Raw genomic sequence first — 19704 nt, 5'->3', positions numbered from 1 at the left:
TTGGCCACGCGCGGTCAGAGCGCACCCACGCACCGCATAGGCTGCTGGCCATGTATGCCCGCGTGCCTCCGTCGATCCGCCCCATCGGATCGGCCACACGCGGGACCACCAACCCCAACCGGCTGCGGCGCATGGACCGGTGGATCGCCGCCGTCCACGGCCCCACGCTGCGCCGCGCCGAGCCGGCGGTGGCCGTCGACCTCGGCTACGGGGCCGCCCCCTGGACCGCCGTGGAACTGCTCGACCGGCTGCGGACCGTGCGCCCAGGCGCCCTGGTGGTCGGGGTGGAGATCGACCCGGCACGGGTCGCCGCCGCCCGGCCCTACGAACGGGACGGGCTCACCTTCGCGCACGGCGGCTTCGAGGTGCCGCTGCCGGGCGGGGCGCGGCCCGTGCTCATACGCGCGGCCAATGTGCTGCGGCAGTACGACGAGGACGAGGTCGCCGGCGTATGGCGACGGCTGTGCGCACGGCTGGCGCCCGGCGGCGTGCTGGTGGAGGGGACCTGTGACGAGATCGGGCGACGGCACGTCTGGGTCGCGCTCGGCCCGGCAGGCCCGCGCACGGTGACCTTCGCCGCCCGGCTCGGTTCCCTGGACCGCCCCTCCGACCTGGCCGAACGCCTCCCGAAGGCGCTCATCCACCGCAACGTGCCGGGCGAACCGGTGCACACCTTCCTCCGCGACTTCGACCGCGCCTGGGCCGCGGCCGCCCCCTACGCGCCACTGAGCGCCCGCCAACGCTGGATACGCAGCGCCCAGGCGCTCCGCGCCACGGGCTGGCCCCTGACCGACGGCCCCCGCCGCTGGCGCCAGGGCGAAATCACCGTGCGCTGGGAGGCAGTGGCCCCGCGCGGTACCTGACCGGTTCTCCGCGTCAGTCCGTTTCGCGGGTGCGGGTGAAGACTCGTTCGCGGGCTTCTTCCGTCGCCGTCGCCACCGCGCCCAGCAGGACCGCGTCCTCGCCGAGGGTGCTGGCGCGGACTCTCGGGCGCAGGGGGCCGATGCGGTGGAGGGTCGCGGTCACCGGGGGCAGCAGGAGGTCCGCCCCGCCGCCGAGGCCGCCGCCCAGGACGACCAGGTCCGGGTCGAGGACGGCGGCGACGGCGGCGATCACATGGGCCAGCCGCTCCGCCTCCTGCCGTACCGCCGCCACCGCCGGTGCGACGCCTTCGCGTGCCGCGTCGAAGACGTCCTTGGCTGAACCGGGGTGGGCCATGCCCAGTTCGCGCGCGGTGCGGACGACCGCGCCGCCCGCCACCGCGTCCTCCAGGTCCCGCCCGCCGTTCAGGTCCCGCCCGCCGTTCGGCAGCGTCGGCAGGAAGCCGATCTCCCCCGCCGCGCCGTGCGCGCCGGTGAAGAGGCGGCCGTCGGCGACGACGCCCATGCCCAGGCCCGTGCCGACCATGATGGAGACGAAGAGCCTGCTGCCCCGGCCCGCGCCGAAGGCGTACTCGCCGAGCGCGGCCAGGTTGGCGTCGTTGTGGACGGACAGCGGGGTGCCCAGTTCCTCGCGCATCCGGTCCAGCAGGCCCGCGCGCCCCCAGCCGGGGAGGTTCACCGCGTAGCGCACCCGCCGCCGCTCCGGGTCGTACACGCCGGGCGCGCCGACGACCGTGTGCACGACCAGCGCCGGGTCCACCCCGGCGTCCGCGACGACCTGGCGGGCGGCGGCGACGGTGAGGTCGGCCATGGCGGCGGCGCTGCGGCCGCGGTTGCGGACGTCGGACCGGGCGACGACGGTCCCGTCCAGGTCGGCGGCGGCCACCCGCAGCCAGGAGCGGCCGATGTCGAGGCCGAGGACGTACCCGGCGGTCGGGTCCGGTTCGTACAGCACCGCGACCCGTCCCCGCTCCGGCGGCGCCTGCCGCCCCGCCTCCCGGACGAGCCCCGCCTCCTCCAGGGCGGCGAGCGCGGTGGAGACGGTCGGTTTGGACAGGCCCGTGTCACGGGCGAGCTGGGCGCGGGAGGCGGGGCCTTCGGCGCGGAGGCGGGCGAGGAGCAGGCGTTCGTTGTTGCTGCGCAGCCGCCGCCGGTTCCAGGGGCGGGCGTCGTCCGCCGTACGGGCGTGGTCTGTCGTACGGGCGTCGTCACCGGTCGCATCGGTCATCGCGGGCCCCCTCCGGTGCTTCCCGAACCCTTGACGGCATCAAGTAAGGCTCCTTAACTTAATCCATCCTACGGAGGTGGGCATGTCAGGCACCGAGGGCGGATTCGTCCGCCGCATCGGCCTCTTCCAGGCCACCGCCATCAACATGAGCCAGATGTGCGGCATCGGGCCGTTCGTCACCATCCCGCTCATGGTCGCCGCCTTCGGCGGACCGCAGGCCGTCATCGGCTTCGTGGCGGGCGCCGTGCTCGCCCTCGCCGACGGGCTGATCTGGGCCGAGCTGGGCGCCTCGCTGCCCGGGGCCGGGGGCAGTTACGCCTATCTGCGCCAGGCGTTCCAGTACCGCAGCGGCAAGCTCATGCCGTTCCTCTTCGTCTGGACGGCGATGCTGTTCATCCCGCTGATCATGTCCACGGGCGTGGTCGGCCTCGTGCAGTACCTGGGCTATCTGTGGCACGGCATGACGCAGACGCAGGGCGATCTGGTCGGACTCGCCGTGATCGCGCTCGTCATCGCGCTGCTGTGGCGCGGGGTCGAGCACATCGCCAGGATCACGGCCGTGATGTGGTGCGTGATGATCGCCTCCGTGGTGCTGGTGATCGCCGCCGCGTTCAGCCACTTCGACCCGGGACAGGCGTTCACGTACCCCGCGCACGCCTTCGACCTGGGCAGCGACCACTTCTGGACCGGCTTCGCGGCCGGGCTGACCATCGGCATCTACGACTACCTCGGCTACAACACGGCCGCGTACATGGGCGCCGAGATCAAGGACCCCGGCCGCACCCTGCCGCGCGCGATCGTCGCCTCCATCCTCGGCATCATGGGCATCTACCTGCTGCTCCAGATCGGCACGCTCGGCGTCGTCGACTGGCACCGGATGCTCGACCCGGACTCGGTGGCGTCCCAGTCCGTCGCCTCCGCGGTGCTGGAGGAGACCTGGGGGAAGACCGCGGCGGACGTCGTCACCGTCCTCATCCTCATCACCGCCTTCGCGTCCGTCTTCACCGGGCTGCTGGGCGGTTCGCGGGTGCCGTACGACGCGGCCCGCGAGCGCGTCTTCTTCCGCCCGTACGGCACGCTCCACCCCCGGCACCACTTCCCGGTGCTGGGTCTGGCGACAATGGGCGTGGTGACGGCGGCCGGATTCCTCATCGGCCGCCACACCGACCTGGCCACGCTCATCCAGCTGCTGACGACGGTCATGGTGATCGTGCAGGCGCTGGCCCAGGTCCTCGCCCTCACCGTGCTGCGCCGCCGCCAGCCGACGCTGCGGCGGCCGTACCGGATGTGGCTCTATCCGCTGCCGAGCGTGGTGGCGCTGGTGGGCTGGCTGGTGATCTACGGCTACGCGGACAAGAACTCCCCCGGGCGCCACCCCATCGAGTGGTCCCTCGCGTGGGTCGCGGCGGGGTGCGTGGCGTTCGTGCTGTGGGCACGGGCGGAGAAGGTGTGGCCGTTCGGGCCGAAGGAGATCAGCGAGGAATACGTGGGATCTGCGGCGGGGGACGACCCCGACGCGTCGGACGCGCGGGGCGGCACGGCCACGGTGTGACGGCGGGGGCGCGAGGCTCGGGTCGGGGGCGCGGGGGCCGGGCCGGGGCGCGGGGCTCAGGCTCGCGCGACCGCCTCCGCCTCCACGCCCGTCGCCACACCCGCCTCCGCCGCCACGCCCGTCGCCACACCCGCCTCCGCCGCCAGGCCCTCCGCCAGGGCCCGCAGCGCCTTCTCCGACGCGGACCCCTTCTCCACCGTGTACGTGCACAGCGTCTGCCCCGGGTCCGCGGGCAGCACCAGCGCCTCGTACATCACCACCAGCTCGCCCACCTCCGGATGCTGGTACCGCTTCGTACCGCGCATCCGCTCCTGCACCGCCTGCGCCTCCCAGCGCTGACGGAACTCCTCACTCCGCTCCCGTAGCTCATGGATGACCCGGCACAGCCGCGCGTTGCCCGGGGTCCGCCCGATCTCCGCGCGCAGACTGGCCACCGTGTCGTCGGCGACCTCGGACCAGTTCGGATGCAGCTCCCGCGCCCGGGGGTCGAAGAAGATCAGCAAGGCGCCGTTGCGCTCGTCCTCCGCCATCTCGCCGAAGTCGAGGCCGATGCGGCCGCCGAGCCGGTTCCAGGCCAGGACGTCCATGCCCGGGCCGAAGACGAAGGCCGGAACCCTGCCGTCGTCCATCGCCTCCAGCAGCCGCAGGATCTCCGGCCGCACGCGCGGGCGCGGGCCCGTGTCCACGCGGCCGTGCCGCCGCGGCAGGGTGATGTTGCGCAGATACGTGTGCTCGGACGGGGTCAGCCGCAGCGCCCGCGCCAGGCCGTCCACGACGGAGTCCGAGACGGCCGGGGCGCGGCCCTGTTCGATGCGGGTGTAGTAGTCGACGCTGATCCCGGCGCGCTGCGCGACCTCCTCGCGGCGCAGCCCCCGCACCCGGCGCCGGACGACGCCCTCCGGCAGCCCCACCTCGGCCGGGTCGAGCGCGGCGCGGTGCGCCTTGAGAAAATCCTTGATCTCCGCTTCGGAATGGCCCATCGGTCCATTATCCCGGGGGCCCGCGCCGGGTGGTTCCGGCAGACCCAGGTTGGGCCGGGCCTGGTCCGGTACTCGTCACGACCGGAGGCTGTATCCAGTTGCTCCCGACCGCAGGAGCACCGAGCGGGAGGCAAACCCCATGAAACGCAGGATTCTCGGTGGCACCGGCATCTCGGTCAGCGAATACGCCCTGGGCGCGATGATGTTCGGCGCCATGGCCAACCGGGACCACGACGACTCGGTACGGATCATCCACCGCGCCCTCGACGCGGGCATCAACTTCGTCGACACCGCCGACATCTATTCGGCGGGCGAGTCGGAGGAGATCGTCGGCAAGGCCCTCAAGGGCCGCCGCGAGGACGTCGTCCTGGCGACCAAGGCCCATGGCTCCATGGGCGACGACGACAACCACAGCGGCAACTCGCGCCGCTGGATCACCCGCGAGATCGAGAACAGCCTGCGCCGCCTCGGCACGGACTACATCGACCTCTACCAGATCCACCGCCCCGACCCGACGACCGATATCGACGAGACCCTTTCCGTCCTGTCCGACCTGGTCCGGGCGGGCAAGGTGCTGGCCGTCGGCTCGTCCACCTTCCCGGCGGAGCAGATCGTCGAGGCCCAGTGGACGTCGGAGCGGCGCGGCCACGTCCGGTTCCGCACCGAGCAGCCGCCGTACTCGATCCTGGCGCGGAGCGCGGAGGCGGCGGTGCTGCCGACCGCGCGGAAGTACGGGATGGGCGTGCTGAGCTGGGGCCCGCTCTCGGCGGGCTGGCTCTCGGGCCGCTATACGAAGGCGTCCGACATCGATCTGGCGGGTGGCGGCCGGGCGGCGCTGGAGCAGTTCAAGTTCGACCCGTCGCGGCCGGAGAACGCCCGAAAGCTCGAAGCCGTCGGTGAGCTGAGCAAGCTGGCGTCCGACGCCGGGCTCTCGCTGCCGCACCTGGCCATCGCATTCGTACGGGCCCACCCGGCCATCACGTCGGTGATCATCGGGCCGCGCACGATGGAGCAGCTGGACGACCTGCTCGCCGGGTCCGAGGTGGAGCTGAGCGCGGACGTACTGGACCGGATCGACGAAATCGTCCCGCCGGGCACCGACCTCAACCGGGCGGACAGCTACTACCTGCCGCCGTCGCTCGCCGACAAGACGCTGCGGCGGCGCTGAGCCCGGGGGCGCTCAGGGCGTGTCCAGGGTGGTGAGCAGCGCGTCCACGAGCGTGCGGTCGTGGTCGTAGGAGAGGCGGCTGCGGGCCGCGGCCGGGGGGAGCCAGAGCAGCCGGTCGACCTCCCGGTTCGGCACGAACATCTCGTCGGGGACCGCCTCGGCGGCCCAGTAGCGGACCTCCTTCGGGCGGCCCCTGGCGACGTAGCGCTGGGTGGGCAGCTCCGCGCCGGGCGTGCAGCCCATCCCGGTCTCCTCCACCACCTCGCGCACCGCGCAGTGCAGCGCGTCCTCGCCGCGCTTCAGCTTGCCCTTGGGGTGCGACCAGTCGTCGTACCGGGGCCGGTGGACGAGGGCGATCTCCAGCCCGCCGTGCCGCGCGCCGTTCCGCGCGCCGTGCCGCCAGAGCACGCAGCCCGCCGCCAGTACGGTCGTCACGTCGTCCCGGGACTCACCCGGTCGCGCGTCACCCTGGCTCATCCGGCCGTCTCGCCTCCCCTGGTGTCCGTCGATGTGCGTCGATGTGCGTCCGTCAGGACGCCTGGCCCACGACCCGCCGCCATATCCGGCCGAACGCGAACCGGGCCGCCTCCACCTCGTGCCGCTGGTCCGCGTGCAGCACGCCCAGCGCGTACGCCGTCGCCGGGGCGATCCGCGGCGTACGGGCTGCCGTCGCCGCGGCTGCGGCCGCCTCGGCGGCGTCGCGGTGCCGCTCCAGCGCCTGCCCGGCGGCCAGCAGCCGCGTGGCCGTGGACGGCTCCGCGTCCGCCGCCGGCATCTCTCCCAGCACTTCCAGCGCGTAACGCCGCATCCGCACCAGCCGCCGCACCTGATGCCACGGCGCGTCCTGCCGGTCGCTGGCGGGCGGCGAGTCGGCGGCGGGCGTCGCGGCGAGCCCGTGGACCAGCGCCTCCGCGTTGTACGGGTGCCCCGAACGGCCCAGCGGAAGCGCGTCCACCGCCTCCAGCAGCCGCCGGTTCGCCAGCTCGGCGAGCGGCGGCAGCACCTGCTCGGCGGGCCGCCCCGCGTTCGCCTCGTCGAGCGGCACCTCGGAGGCGAGGAACGCGACGGTGTCGGCGACCGCGTGGAAGCGGGACGAGCCGAGCGTCTGGAGCGCGGCGGTGTGCGCCCGGGTCTTGGCCAGGGTGAGCTGACGTTCCAGCAGCGCCCCGGCGCGGGCGGCACCCACGGTCAGCGCCCCGCCCCGAGCCTCCTCCGCGTCCGCAGCCCGCGCGTGCCCCGCCGCACGGTCCTCCCCGGCGCCCCCGGCCCGGGGCCGCCGGGGAGCGGTCAGGCGCTCCCCCTCGGCACCGGTACGCCCGTCGGCCGCCGCGACACCACGCCGGACGGCCCGCCCCGCCTGGGACACGCCCCCACCGCCAAGCTCCGCGTTCCCGACAGACTGCGCGCCACCGCCAGACCCCGCGCCAGCGGCAGGTGCCGCGTCCCCGGCAACCTCCGCGCCACCGGCAGGCCACACATTCCCCGCAGATTCCGCGTTCCCGGCAGATCCTGCGCCACCGACAGACCCCGAGCCGCCAGCAAACTCCGCGTTCCCCGCAGACCCCGCGTGCCCGGCAGACTCCGCGCCGCTGGCAGGCCCCGCGTTCCCAGTAAGCTCCGCGCCCTCGGCAGGCCCCGCGCCCTGCGCGGTCCGCGCCCCGGCGGTCACGCGGTCCGGCTGCCCGGGTGCTCCCGGGGGCAGGACAGCTCGCCCTATTCCGGTCGCGGCGGCGGTGCCCGGGGGCTCCGCCCCTGGGGCGTCGCTCCCTTGCTCGTACGGGCGGCGGGGCGCCTCCGCGTCGGGTGTGCGGTCAGGGCGGCCGCTCGGCGCCTCGTCCGGGCCCGGGCCGCCCCGGCCGGTGCGTGGTGACGGGTCCGGGGCTCCGGTGGCCAGGGAGACGCTGCGGCGGGCGGTGCGGGAGGAGCGGGGGGCGGCGCCCGCCGGGCCGTCGATCCCGGCCGTGACCCCGCCGCGCGCGGCGCGAGCCGCGATGGTGGTGGACCCGGAGGCCCCCACAGCCTCCGAGTCCACGCTGGTGGGTGCCGGTTCCCCGGCAGCCGCGTCCCCCGGCGGCGTCCGGTCCGGCGGTCCCCCCGCGCCCGAGAGCCGGTGCAGGGCGTCGCGCAGCCGGGCCAGCCGCCCGGCGTACGCGTGCTCCAGCGCCAGCGTGCCCGACAGCCACGCCAGCTCGGCGCGCAACTGGTCGGACCAGGCGGTGTCGGTGATCGGGCGGTAGACGGCGAGCGCACCGCTGATCCGGCGCGCGGCGCGGCGCAGCAGGCGGGCGGCCTCGGCCGCCTCCTCGACGTCGGCGCCGCTCTCGCCGTGCAGCCGCAGACTGCGCAGGAAATCCGCCGCCTGGGTGTGCAGATACGCCGACAGCACATCGCCCGCAGTGGCGGCGGGCTCGGCGGGCGCCGCGGGCGCCTCCGGCAGCCGGTCCGTCGCGGCCGCGCCGCGTGCCGCATGCTTCGTCATGTCGTACCCCCCGGGACCCACGGTTGCCGCGGCGGCGGTGCGGGGCGGGGTACCGGGTGACCCACCGGCCCCGGTAATCCCGACCAGCGGCAGGTCATGTCGTCGAACCACGCCGTCGCCTCCGGGCGTCTATGAGCATCTCCTGTACGTTCCGCAGCGGCTGTCCGTCCGCGTCCACCGCATGCCGGGTCCAGCCGCCGTCCGGGCCGAGGTGCCAGGAGGAGGTGGAATCGGACACGCCGGTCTCCAGCAGCCGGGTGAGCGAGGCGCGGTGGCCGGGGTCGGTGACCCGTACCAGCGCCTCGATCCGGCGGTCCAGATTGCGGTGCATCATGTCCGCGCTGCCGAGCCACACCTCCGGCTCGCCGCCGTTCCCGAACGCGAAGACGCGCGAGTGTTCCAGGAACCGGCCCAGGATGGAGCGGACCCGGATGTTGTCCGACAGCCCCTCGACGCCCGGCCGCAGGGCGCAGATGCCGCGCACCCAGACGTCGACCGGCACACCGGCCTGCGACGCCCGGTAGAGGGCGTCGATGACGGCCTCGTCCACCATCGAGTTGACCTTGATCCGCACGGAGGCGGGCCGCCCGGCCCGATGGTGGGTGACCTCCTTGTTGATGCGGGTGACGAGCCCGTCGCGCAGCGACCTGGGGGCGACCAGCAGCCGCCGGTAGTTCTCGCGCCGCGAGTAGCCGCTGAGCCGGTTGAACAGGTCGGAGAGGTCCGCGCCGACCTTGGGGTCGGCGGTGAGCAGCCCCAGGTCCTCGTACAGCCGGGCCGTCTTGGGGTGGTAGTTGCCGGTGCCGACGTGGGCGTAGCGGCGCAGGGTGTCGCCCTCCTGGCGGACCACCAGCGACAGCTTGCAGTGGGTCTTCAGCCCGACCAGGCCGTAGACCACATGGCAGCCCGCCTCCTCCAGCTTGCGCGCCCACTTGATGTTGGCGTGCTCGTCGAACCGGGCCTTGATCTCGACCAGCACCAGCACCTGCTTGCCGGACTCGGCGGCGTCGATGAGCGCGTCGACGATCGGCGACTTGCCCGACGTCCGGTAGAGCGTCTGCTTGATCGCGAGGACGTCCGGGTCGGCGGCGGCCTGCTCCAGGAACGCCTGGACGGAGGTCGAGAACGAGTCGTACGGGTGGTGCAGCAGCACATCGCGCTCACGCAGCGCGGCGAAGATGTCGGGCGCGGAGGCGGACTCCACCTCGGCCAGGTCGCGGTGGGTGCCCGCGATGAACTTCGGATACTTCAGCTCGGACCGGTCGGACGCGGCTATCGCGAAGAGCGCGGTGAGGTCGAGCAGGCCGGGCAGCGGGTACACCTCGGCGTCGGAGACCTTCAGCTCACGGACGAGCAGATCGAGGACGTACGGGTCGATCGACTCCTCGACCTCCAGCCGCACCGGAGGCCCGAAGCGGCGCCGCAGCAGCTCCTTCTCCAAGGCCTGGAGGAGGTTCTCCGTGTCGTCCTCCTCGACCTCCAGGTCCTCGTTGCGGGTCACCCGGAACATGTGGTGCGCGAGCACCTCCATGCCGGGGAACAGCTCCTCCAGATGCGCCGCGATCACGTCCTCCAGCGGCACATACCGGTGCGGGGAGGCCTCCAGGAAGCGCGAGAGCAGCGGCGGAACCTTCACCCGCGCGAAGTGATCGTGTCCGCTGACCGGATTGCGGACCACCACGGCGAGGTTCAGCGACAGCCCCGAGATATAGGGGAACGGGTGCGCCGGGTCCACCGCGAGGGGGGTCAGCACCGGGAAGATCTGCTGACGGAAGAGGGTGAAGAGGCGGGACTGCTCCTTCTCCGTGAGGTCCGCCCAGCGGATCAGGTGGATGCCCTCCTCGGCGAGCGCCGGGGCCACGTCCTGCTGGTAGCAGGCGGCGTGCCGGGCCATGAGCTCGCGGGACCGGGTCCAGATCTGCTCCAGCACCTCCCGGGGCTGCAGCCCGGAGGCGGAGCGGGTGGCCACTCCGGTCGCGATGCGCCGCTTCAGACCGGCGACCCGCACCATGAAGAACTCGTCCAGGTTGCTGGCGAAGATCGCGAGGAAGTTCGCCCGCTCCAGCAGCGGCGTCGCCGGGTCCTCGGCCAGCTCCAGCACCCGCTCGTTGAACGCCAGCCAGCTGCGCTCCCGGTCCAGGAACCGGTTGTGGGGCAGCTCGGTGCCGTCCGCGTCCGCGCCGCCGTCCTCCTCCTCGTAGGTGTCCGGATCGGCGTCCAGATCGGGGTCGAGCGCCCGCACGGGCGGGGCGGCGACCGCGTGCGGACGGTGTGCCGCGATGGACCCGACCGACGGCTGGGGCTGGGGCTGGGGGACGTGGGCCGGTGCCTGACCGCTGGACTCGTTCATGACCTCATTGTTCCGCGCCGCGACGACACGCGGCGTGGCGGAAGGCGGCGCGGGAGCGGCACGGAGCCTCCGGTTCGAGGGAGCGGGCACAGCGGGCTGCATTCAGTGATGCTTGCAACCGAGATTGAACCGTCGGTAACGGAGACATGGCGCTTAGGAAATCGGGACTCGACCCGCAGGAGTCCCGACCCCCCTCCCGGACCGCCGTCCCTCCCGTACCCGCCTCCCGGACAGCCGTCCCTCCCGGCTGCCCCTTGCCTCAGGTTCCGGCCACCCCCTGCCCTCAGGTCTCGGTTCGGTACATCAGATCCGTCTCATGCGTGACGAAGCCGATCCGGTCGTAAACGGACACGGCGGCGAAATTGTCCGCGTCGACGTACAGCATCGCGGTCGGCAGCCCCCGCGCGGCCAGATGCCGGAGCCCGATCGCGGTCAGCGCCCGGCCAAGACCGCCGCCCTGCGCGTCCGGCCGCACCCCCACCACGTACACCTCGCCGAGCCGCTCCTCGCCGTGCACCTTCGTCCAGTGGAAGCCGACGATCTCGCCCGCGCGCTCGGCCAGGAAGAACCCGGCGGGGTCGAACCACTCCTCGCCCTTGCGGTCGTCCAGGTCGCGCTGGGTGAGCGAGCCCTGCTCGGGGTGGTGGGCGAAGGCGGCGGCGTTCGCGGCCAGCCACGCCGCGTCGTCCTCCCCGGGCCGGAAGGTCCGCACCGTCACGCCCTCCGGCAGCGCGGGCTCCGGGATGCCCAGCTCGTCCGGCTCCCCCAGCGGCCGCCGCATCTGCCGCAGCTCACGGAACAGGGTCAGCCCCAGCACCTGCGCCAGATGCCGCGCCGAGGCGTGGCCGCCGTGCGCCCACACCCGCAGCCGCTTCCCGGACTCCTTCAGCAGCGTCACGCCCAGCGCCCGGCCGTGCCCCTGGCCGCGGTGCGCCGGACTCACCACCAGCTCGGCGGCCGGGGCCTCCACCGGATCGGTGTCCTCCAGTTGCGCGTAGCCGACCAGCTCCCCGCTCGGCTCGCGCAGCACCAGATGCCGCACCCCCTCCCGGCGCCCCCGCAGCTGCAACCGGCCCTGCTCGGACACCGCCTGCTGGCCATCGACGCGCGCCGCCTCGGCGATCAGCCGCAGCACGTCCTCCACCACGGCGGTCGCCAGCTCGTCCAGCACCTCGATCCGGCACGCACCGGGTGTCTCGTTCACCACGTCATCCATGGGACCGAGCCTACGACCGCCCCCTTCCCCGGCAAGCCGCCGGACTCCCCGTCCCCGGCGGGTCACCCGGTTGACCACCGTCAACCAGCTCGTAACCTCCATCCCCCTGCCCCGCTACGCGCGTTGACCGTAAGCTGCGGCCCACCAAACACCCGCAGGGCACCAAAGGGGACGACATGTCAGCGAGACCTCAACGGCGCGGTACGGCACGCCGGTTGGCCACGGGAGTCGCGGTGCTGGCCGCCGCGGCCGGGGTGCTGTCCGCCGCGAGCCCGGCAGGGGCCGACGCCGCAGGGGCCGACGCGCAGCGGCACCGGCCCGGCCGCACCGTCGACGTACAGCTGCTGTCCTTCAACGACCTGCACGGCAACCTGGAGCCCCCGCAGGGCTCCTCCGGCACCGTCACCGAGACCCAGCCGGACGGCACCACCAAGGCCATCCCGGCCGGTGGCGCCGAATACCTCGCCACCGCGCTCCGCCAGGCCCGCAAGGGCCACGAGTACTCCGTCACCGCCGCCGGCGGCGACATGATCGGCGCGAGCCCGCTGATGTCCGGCCTCTTCCACGACGAACCGACCATCGAAGCCCTCAACAAGCTCGACCTCGACGTCACCTCCGTCGGCAACCACGAGTTCGACGAGGGGCGCGCCGAGCTGACGCGCATGCAGAACGGCGGCTGCCACCCCAAGGAGGGCTGCTACGAGAAGGGCAAGACCTTCCGTGGCGCCGACTTCCCCTACCTGGCCGCCAACGTCACCGACGAGAAGACCGGCAAGCCGATCCTCAAGCCGTACACGGTCTGGCGCCACAAGGGTGTGAAGGTCGGCTTCATCGGCGTCACCCTGGAGGGCACGCCGGACGTCGTCACCGCCGAGGGCGTCAAGGGCCTGAAGTTCCACGACGAGGTCGAGACGATCAACAAGTACGCCAAGGAACTCCAGCGCAAGGGCGTGAAGTCGATCGTCGCCCTCATCCACGAGGGCGGACAGCCCGCCTCCGCCGCGTACAACGCCGACTGCGACAACGGCGGTGCGGGCAAGGGCATCTCCGGCCCCATCGTCGACATCGCCAAGAACGTCACCCCTAAGGTCGACGCCCTGGTCACCGGCCACACCCACCAGGCCTACGCGTGCACGATCCCGGACCCCTCCGGCACCCCGCGCACCGTCACCTCCGCCGCCTCCTTCGGCCGCCTCTACACCGACACCACCCTCACCTACGACCGCCGCACCGACGACATCGTGCGCACCACGGTGAAGGGCGCCCACGCGGCGAACCACGTCGTCGACCGCGACCGCCCCAAGGCCGCCGACATGACCTCCCTCATCGGCCGCTGGAACAAGCTCGCCGCCCCCATCGCGAGCAAGCCCGTCGGCTACGTCTCCGCCGACATCAACGGGCGCGGCGCGGCGGCCTACGAGTCCCCGCTCGGTGACGTCATCAGCGACGCCCAGCTCGAAGCGCTCGCCCCGGACGGCAAGGGCGGCGCCCAGATCGCGCTGATGAACCCGGGCGGCATCCGCTCCGACCTCGCCCACAAGGCGTCCGGCAGCGAGGGCGACGGGGTCGTGACGTACGGCGAGGCGTTCACCGTGCAGCCCTTCACCAACATGATGAACGTCCTCGACCTGACCGGAGCCCAGCTCATCACCGCGCTCCAGCAGCAGGTCAGCGGCTCCAACGAGGCCTCCCCCAAGATCCTCCAGATCTCCAGGGGCCTGACCTACACCCTCGATCTGACCAAGTCCGGCAAGGACCGGATCGCCACCGGCACGGTGAAGCTGAACGGTGAGCCCATCGACCCGGCCAAGACCTACCGCGTCGCGATGAACGAATTCCTCGCGGGCGGCGGCGACGGCTTCCCCGTCTTCAAGGACGGCAAGAACAAGCTCGTCGGCGCCTCCGACCTGGACGCCTTCACGGCCTTCCTGGGTGCGCACTCGTCGGCGTCCGCGCCCCTGGACCCGCCGAAGGCGGACCGCATCACCATCGTGAAGTAACCGTGGAGTAGACGCGTCTGCGGCCCGGCCCGAAGGCCGGGCCGCAGACATGCCTCAGACCGGCATCTCCTCGATCAGACGGGCAGCTCCTCGATCAGCCCAGCAGCTCCTCGATCAGGTCCGCGGCCCGCGCCGTTCCGCCCTCGGCCCGCGCCTGGTCACGCAGCTGTGCCGCCCGCCGGGCCACCCCGTCGTCCGCGGTGAGGTCCAGCAGCGCGGTGCGCAGCACCTCGGCGGTCGCGTCCGCCGTGTCGACGCGGCGGGCCACGCCGAGTTCGACAAGCCGGTCTGCGTTCATCGGCTGCTCGGCCCCCTGCGGTACGGCGATCATGGGCAGCCCGCAGTACAGGCCCTCGCCGCTGCTGCCCATCCCCGCGTGGGTGACGAACGCGTCGGCCTGCTCCAGGATCGACAGCTGCGGCACCCACCTGTGAACCTCGACGTTGGCCGGGATCTCCCCCAGCTCCGCCAGGTCGACATAACGGCCGATCTGCAGCACGACATGCCACCCCGGCAGATCGCCGAAGGCGGCCAGGCACTCCCGGTAGAAGGCGGGCTGCCGGGTGAAGGCCGAGCCCAGCGAGACCAGCAGCACCTTCCCGGCACCGGCGGGGCGTTCCCACCGGCCCTGGTCGGCCCGGTCGCCGAGGCAGGGCCCGGTGAACGTCACCACCTCCTCGTCCACCCGGTCGGCGTTCGGCTGCATGGACCGGGGGATCACCGCGATCGCCCGCCCGGGCGGGCCGCAGAAGGCCTGCACATCGGTGGTCGTGGCCCCGCAACCGGCCAGCCACGCGGCGAACTTCGCCTGGTACGCGTCGGCCCCCGGCAGCGCCATGAGGTGCGCCACGACCTCCTGTTCGTAGCCCTCCCAGGCGACGAAGGACGGCGAGAGCTGCACCGCCGGACGCCCGTGCGCCTCGGCGAGGACCCGTCCGGCGTACCCGCCGATGTCGTACAGGTAGAGGTCGGCGGGGTCGTTGTCGTACGCGGCGCGCAGCCGCGGCAGCGCCTGGATCGCGTCGTCCAGGAAGACGGTCATCGCGGCGATGGGCTCCTCGGGCCAGTCGTTGTCGGCGACGGGCAGGGTCGAGTCGTACGGCACCAGCGCGGCACCGGTCGGTTCGATGACGTCCGCCCGGCAGGGGTCATTGGCGTACGTCACGCGGTGACCGCGCGCCACCAGCTCCCGGATGACTTCGAGGCCGGGCAGGATGTGGCTGATGGGGGGAATGCCGACCATGGCGATATGGGCTCGGCGACGGGACATGAGAGATCACTCGATTCAGGTCTACGGCGAAATGGACACGGCGGACCGGCGCAGCGGTGATCTCACCGGTGCGCCGGAGGGAGCGGCGTGTCAGCCGTAGATCTGAAGAAACGAGTCCATGCGCGCACGGTATCCGACCGTCCCGCCCCGCCGCGCTCCATTTTTCGCGCCCCTCGCGCCCGGGCTCAGCCCGCCATAAGCGCCCGCTCAGCGTCCGGCCTTAGGGTCACCCCTGCGACGGGCCGCCCGTTCTCCCCCCCTCTCCCGGCGGGCCGTCGCCCTCACACCACCCCGCCCCGGGAAATGTCCCGGCCCTTTCCTTTCCGGCACAGCGCCTTCAGGACTGGCGCACCTTTCAGGACCGCCGCACCTTTCCGGACCGAATACCGCGGCATTTCCGCCACGGGCCCGCGGAAGCCCGAGAAGGGCCACAGGGGGCCGCAGAGGCCCGCGGAAGCCCGAGAAGGCCCGCAGAGGGCCACAGAGGCCCGCAGACGCGCCGGGGCGGCACAGGACAGCAAAAGGGGCCGCCGGACCGTGCGAGACGGTCCAGCGGCCCCTCAGCCGCTCACAAGGTGACGCTTAGGCGTCCTTGCTCAGGTTCGGGCCTCCACCGGCGGCGGATTCGATCGGCGGGGTGTCGGGCAGCGCCGACTTCTCCTCGCCGCGGAAGGTGAACTTCTTCTCCTCACCCTCGCCCTCGACATCCACGACCACGATGTGGCCCGAACGCAGCTCGCCGAAGAGAATCTTCTCCGACAGCACGTCCTCGATCTCCCGCTGGATGGTCCGGCGCAGCGGCCGGGCGCCCAGCACGGGGTCGTAGCCCCGCTTGGCGAGCAGCTTCTTGGCGTCGCCGCTGAGCTCGATGCCCATGTCGCGGTCCTTGAGCCGCTCGTCCACCTTGTCGGTCATGAGGTCGACGATCTGGATGATGTCTTCCTCGGTGAGCTGGTGGAAGACGACGGTGTCGTCGACACGGTTGAGGAACTCGGGCCGGAAGTGCTGCTTGAGCTCCTCGTTGACCTTGTTCTTCATCCGCTCGTAGCCGGTCTTCACATCGCCCTGGGCGGCGAAGCCCAGGTTGAAGCCCTTGGAGATGTCCCGGGTGCCGAGGTTGGTGGTCATGATGATCACCGTGTTCTTGAAGTCCACGACCCGGCCCTGGGAGTCGGTCAGCCGACCGTCCTCAAGGATCTGCAGCAGCGAGTTGAAGATGTCCGGGTGGGCCTTCTCGACCTCGTCGAAGAGGACCACGGAGAACGGCTTGCGGCGCACCTTCTCGGTGAGCTGGCCGCCCTCCTCGTAGCCCACGTATCCGGGCGGGGAGCCGAAGAGCCGCGAGACGGTGTGCTTCTCGCTGAACTCCGACATGTCGAGCGAGATCATCGCGTCCTCGTCGCCGAAGAGGAACTCGGCGAGAGTCTTGCTGAGCTCGGTCTTACCGACACCGGACGGGCCCGCGAAGATGAAGGAGCCGCCGGGGCGCTTGGGGTCCTTGAGGCCCGCACGCGTACGCCGGATGGCCTGGGAGAGCGCCTTGATGGCGTCCTTCTGGCCGATGACGCGCTTGTGCAGCTCGTCCTCCATGCGCAGCAGCCGGGAGGACTCCTCCTCGGTGAGCTTGAAGACCGGGATGCCGGTGGCCGTGGCCAGGACCTCGGCGATCAGCTCCTCGTCGACCTCGGCGACGACATCCATGTCGCCGGCCTTCCACTCCTTCTCCCGCTTCGCCTTCGCGGCCAGGAGCTGCTTCTCCTTGTCGCGCAGGCCCGCGGCCATCTCGAAGTCCTGCGAGTCGATCGCGGACTCCTTCTCCCGGCGCACGTCGGCGATCTTCTCGTCGAACTCGCGGAGGTCCGGCGGCGCGGTCATCCGGCGGATGCGCATCCGGGAACCGGCCTCGTCGATCAGGTCGATCGCCTTGTCCGGCAGGAAGCGGTCCGAGATGTAGCGGTCGGCCAGGGTGGCGGCGGCGACCAGGGCCGAGTCCGTGATCGAGACGCGGTGGTGCGCCTCGTAACGGTCCCGCAGGCCCTTGAGGATCTCGATGGTGTGCGGCAGCGACGGCTCGGCGACCTGGATGGGCTGGAAACGGCGCTCCAGCGCCGCGTCCTTCTCCAGATACTTGCGGTACTCGTCGAGCGTCGTCGCGCCGATGGTCTGCAGCTCGCCCCGCGCCAGCATCGGCTTGAGAATGCTCGCGGCATCGATCGCGCCCTCGGCGGCACCCGCACCCACCAGGGTGTGGAGCTCGTCGATGAACAGGATGATGTCGCCGCGGGTGCGGATCTCCTTGAGGACCTTCTTCAGGCGCTCCTCGAAGTCACCGCGGTAGCGGGAACCGGCGACCAGGGCGCCCAGGTCCAGGGTGTAGAGGTGCTTGTCCTTGAGGGTCTCGGGCACCTCGCCCTTGACGATGGCCTGGGCCAGTCCCTCGACGACCGCCGTCTTACCGACGCCGGGCTCGCCGATGAGGACCGGGTTGTTCTTGGTGCGGCGCGAAAGCACCTGCATGACCCGCTCGATCTCCTTCTCGCGCCCGATGACCGGGTCGAGCTTGGATTCGCGGGCGGCCTGGGTGAGGTTGCGGCCGAACTGGTCCAGGACGAGCGAGGTCGAGGGCGTGCCCTCGGCCGGACCGCCGGCGGTGGCGGCCTCCTTGCCCTGGTAGCCGGAGAGCAGCTGGATGACCTGCTGCCGCACCCGGTTCAGATCGGCGCCCAGCTTCACGAGGACCTGGGCGGCGACGCCCTCGCCCTCGCGGATCAGGCCGAGCAGGATGTGCTCCGTACCGATGTAGTTGTGGCCGAGCTGAAGGGCCTCGCGGAGCGACAGCTCCAGGACCTTCTTGGCACGGGGGGTGAAGGGGATGTGCCCGGACGGGGCCTGCTGGCCCTGACCGATGATCTCCTCCACCTGCTGGCGGACCGCCTCGAGCGAAATCCCGAGGCTCTCCAGGGCCTTAGCGGCGACACCCTCACCCTCATGGATCAGGCCCAGGAGAATGTGTTCGGTGCCGATGTAGTTGTGGTTGAGCATCCGGGCTTCTTCCTGAGCCAGGACGACAACCCGCCGCGCGCGGTCGGTGAACCTCTCGAACATCGTTAATCGCTCCTCAGAGCGGTCAGAAAGATCGGGGACGATCCCCTCCCTGTCCTTCCGCATGCTAGTCCCGCAACCCGGGACAGCTCATTCCAACTGCCGACAACCGTCCGGATCGACCCCACTCTCACAGGGCGCACAGCAGATGGCCTCCTGCCCGAACAGCCGACAACTGCTCCAACCCGATGGTGCGAGACGATGTTCCCGCAGGCCAGGCATATACGCCCACCGTCACTACGCCGATGGCGAACGCCCCTTTCTCCCGACACGCGGACCGCCCCTCCCACTAGGGATGTCTTACCCGCAAGCACGGACACTCCATGCCGGACGGGCCGGTTCCCTCCGCTACGGGCGAACAACCTTGCGCCAGTTCACCACCCCTGCAGACCTCCGCGCGCTCACACTGTGCGCCGATACGCCTACGGGACGTAACCTTCGGGGAGGGAGACAGTTTCTCTGGGCATGATCTCCACCGCCGCGCCGCCGCCCGGCCGCTCACAGGACCGTTCGGCCCCCGCACAGGGCGCACCGGAGTGCGCGCGGGGTTACGAGCGGGAGCTGGGCTGGCCGACGACCGGCAGCGATCCCGTCGAGCTGCTCACGGGGGTGGCATTCGACGTACTGGAGCTGCCGGCCGTCGCCGGTTTCGCGCTGCTGCGGCGCGTACCGCGAACCGGCCCGGTCGCGGTGGAGGGCCCCCGGATGCGGCTGCTGGTGGCCGCGGGCAGCGCCGACGAGCTGCCGGGGCTGCTCGACTGGCTGGAGTGGGGCGGGGTCCCGCTGGATCTGACCGCACTCGGCGCCGGCGGCCGGATCACCGCTCCGTGCCCCTCCGCCTCGTGGCCTCCACCCGGGGAACCCGGGGCGGCCGGTGGACGGTGCCCGCAGGAGGCCGCCGTATGGCTGCGGCCTCCCGAGCCGGGGGGCGGGGTGGAGCCGACGCTGCCGGTGACAGCCCTCGGGGGCGATGGGGACGCCCCCGACCTCGTGCGGCTCGTAGGTGCGGCGGCCACGGAGTGCCACCGAGCCCGGTTGCTGCGCGCCCGGACATTGCCCGGACAGCGGCGAGCCGGGAAAAGGTGACGCGTTCAGCCGTTGGCCTTCTCGTATGCCTCACGAACGGTCGCCGGAACACGGCCGCGGTCATTGACCTCGTAGCCGTTTTCCTTCGCCCAGGCGCGAATCTTCGCGGTGTCCTGGCCACTGCCCGACGCCGCACGCGCCTTGCCACGGCCACCGGAAGCCCGGCCACCGGTGCGACGGCCGCCCTTGGTGAACGGCTCAAGGGCGTCACGGAGCTTGTCCGCGTTCACCGTGTTGAGGTCGATCTCGTAGCTCTTGCCGTCCAGCGCGAACGTCACGGTCTCGTCCGCCTCGCCGCCGTCGAGGTCGTCGACAAGAAGGACCTGAACCTTCTGTGCCATGGGGTTCCTTTCAGGGGAAACGGGGGGCTCGGGGCGCGGCGTTAGCCGCTT

Annotated in this window: 13 protein-coding genes and 2 pseudogenes; 5 read left to right on the top strand and 10 right to left on the bottom strand. The window is 72.1% G+C overall.

What is annotated here, in order from left to right:
- Positions 1 to 50 precede the first annotated feature (50 nt).
- Positions 51 to 863, top strand: a complete 813-nt coding sequence (locus tag ABZ370_RS01465) for a class I SAM-dependent methyltransferase (RefSeq protein WP_358614942.1) — start codon at positions 51 to 53, stop codon at positions 861 to 863.
- A gap of 13 nt (positions 864 to 876) precedes the next feature.
- Here ABZ370_RS01465 and ABZ370_RS01460 read toward each other — a convergent pair whose 3' ends face one another.
- A complete protein-coding gene (locus ABZ370_RS01460; RefSeq protein WP_358614940.1) occupies positions 877 to 2109 on the bottom strand; it encodes an ROK family protein in 1233 nt (410 codons plus the stop codon).
- An 82-nt stretch (positions 2110 to 2191) separates the two neighbouring features.
- Here ABZ370_RS01460 and ABZ370_RS01455 point away from each other — a divergent pair, with 82 nt between their 5' ends.
- Positions 2192 to 3661, top strand: a complete 1470-nt coding sequence (locus tag ABZ370_RS01455) for an APC family permease (protein ID WP_358614938.1) — start codon at positions 2192 to 2194, stop codon at positions 3659 to 3661.
- 56 nt (positions 3662 to 3717) lie between these two features.
- Here ABZ370_RS01455 and ABZ370_RS01450 read toward each other — a convergent pair whose 3' ends face one another.
- Positions 3718 to 4641 carry a helix-turn-helix transcriptional regulator gene (locus tag ABZ370_RS01450; RefSeq protein ID WP_358614936.1) on the bottom strand — a complete coding sequence of 308 codons (924 nt, stop codon included), beginning with the start codon at positions 4639 to 4641 and terminating at the stop codon, positions 3718 to 3720.
- A 139-nt stretch (positions 4642 to 4780) separates the two neighbouring features.
- Here ABZ370_RS01450 and ABZ370_RS01445 point away from each other — a divergent pair, with 139 nt between their 5' ends.
- Positions 4781 to 5809, top strand: coding sequence for an aldo/keto reductase (locus ABZ370_RS01445; RefSeq protein WP_358614934.1), 1029 nt, complete (start codon positions 4781 to 4783; stop codon positions 5807 to 5809).
- A 12-nt stretch (positions 5810 to 5821) separates the two neighbouring features.
- Here the strand turns inward: ABZ370_RS01445 and ABZ370_RS01440 are convergent, their stop codons facing one another.
- From ABZ370_RS01440 to mshD, 5 genes and pseudogenes are all read right to left on the bottom strand, one after another.
- Positions 5822 to 6286 (bottom strand): NUDIX hydrolase, encoded by a 465-nt coding sequence (locus ABZ370_RS01440; protein WP_358614932.1) that lies wholly within the window; start codon positions 6284 to 6286, stop codon positions 5822 to 5824.
- A 52-nt stretch (positions 6287 to 6338) separates the two neighbouring features.
- A pseudogene (locus tag ABZ370_RS01435) lies at positions 6339 to 7001 on the bottom strand (CHAD domain-containing protein); the annotation flags it as partial.
- 873 nt (positions 7002 to 7874) lie between these two features.
- Positions 7875 to 8288 (bottom strand): annotated as a pseudogene (locus tag ABZ370_RS01430) (CHAD domain-containing protein); the annotation flags it as partial.
- A 94-nt stretch (positions 8289 to 8382) separates the two neighbouring features.
- Entirely contained in the window at positions 8383 to 10638 is a 2256-nt protein-coding gene (locus tag ABZ370_RS01425; protein WP_358614930.1) for an RNA degradosome polyphosphate kinase, read from the bottom strand.
- A gap of 283 nt (positions 10639 to 10921) precedes the next feature.
- Positions 10922 to 11854, bottom strand: coding sequence for a mycothiol synthase (gene mshD, locus ABZ370_RS01420; RefSeq protein WP_358614928.1), 933 nt, complete (start codon positions 11852 to 11854; stop codon positions 10922 to 10924).
- 176 nt (positions 11855 to 12030) lie between these two features.
- On the opposite strand from mshD, the gene ABZ370_RS01415 reads away from it, so the two are divergent.
- Complete coding sequence (locus tag ABZ370_RS01415; protein ID WP_358614926.1) at positions 12031 to 13854, top strand: bifunctional metallophosphatase/5'-nucleotidase; 1824 nt, start codon at positions 12031 to 12033, stop codon at positions 13852 to 13854.
- Between the two features lie 94 nt (positions 13855 to 13948).
- Here the strand turns inward: ABZ370_RS01415 and ABZ370_RS01410 are convergent, their stop codons facing one another.
- On the bottom strand, positions 13949 to 15124 hold the full coding sequence (locus ABZ370_RS01410; protein WP_358614924.1) for a macrolide family glycosyltransferase: 1176 nt from the start codon (positions 15122 to 15124) through the stop codon (positions 13949 to 13951).
- 582 nt (positions 15125 to 15706) lie between these two features.
- Positions 15707 to 18229 (bottom strand): ATP-dependent Clp protease ATP-binding subunit, encoded by a 2523-nt coding sequence (locus ABZ370_RS01405; RefSeq protein ID WP_358614922.1) that lies wholly within the window; start codon positions 18227 to 18229, stop codon positions 15707 to 15709.
- A 462-nt stretch (positions 18230 to 18691) separates the two neighbouring features.
- Here ABZ370_RS01405 and ABZ370_RS01400 point away from each other — a divergent pair, with 462 nt between their 5' ends.
- Complete coding sequence (locus tag ABZ370_RS01400) at positions 18692 to 19312, top strand: SCO3374 family protein (RefSeq protein ID WP_358614920.1); 621 nt, start codon at positions 18692 to 18694, stop codon at positions 19310 to 19312.
- A 5-nt stretch (positions 19313 to 19317) separates the two neighbouring features.
- On the opposite strand, the gene ABZ370_RS01395 is transcribed toward ABZ370_RS01400, so the two are convergent.
- A complete protein-coding gene (locus tag ABZ370_RS01395; protein WP_009716898.1) occupies positions 19318 to 19653 on the bottom strand; it encodes an Lsr2 family protein in 336 nt (111 codons plus the stop codon).
- Positions 19654 to 19704 lie beyond the last annotated feature (51 nt).

The sequence above is a fragment of the Streptomyces sp. NPDC005962 genome (assembly GCF_040629205.1).
Classification (GTDB): domain Bacteria; phylum Actinomycetota; class Actinomycetes; order Streptomycetales; family Streptomycetaceae; genus Streptomyces.
The sequence above is the reverse complement of the archived record's forward strand: the minus strand, read 5'-3'. Positions and strand labels throughout refer to the sequence as shown.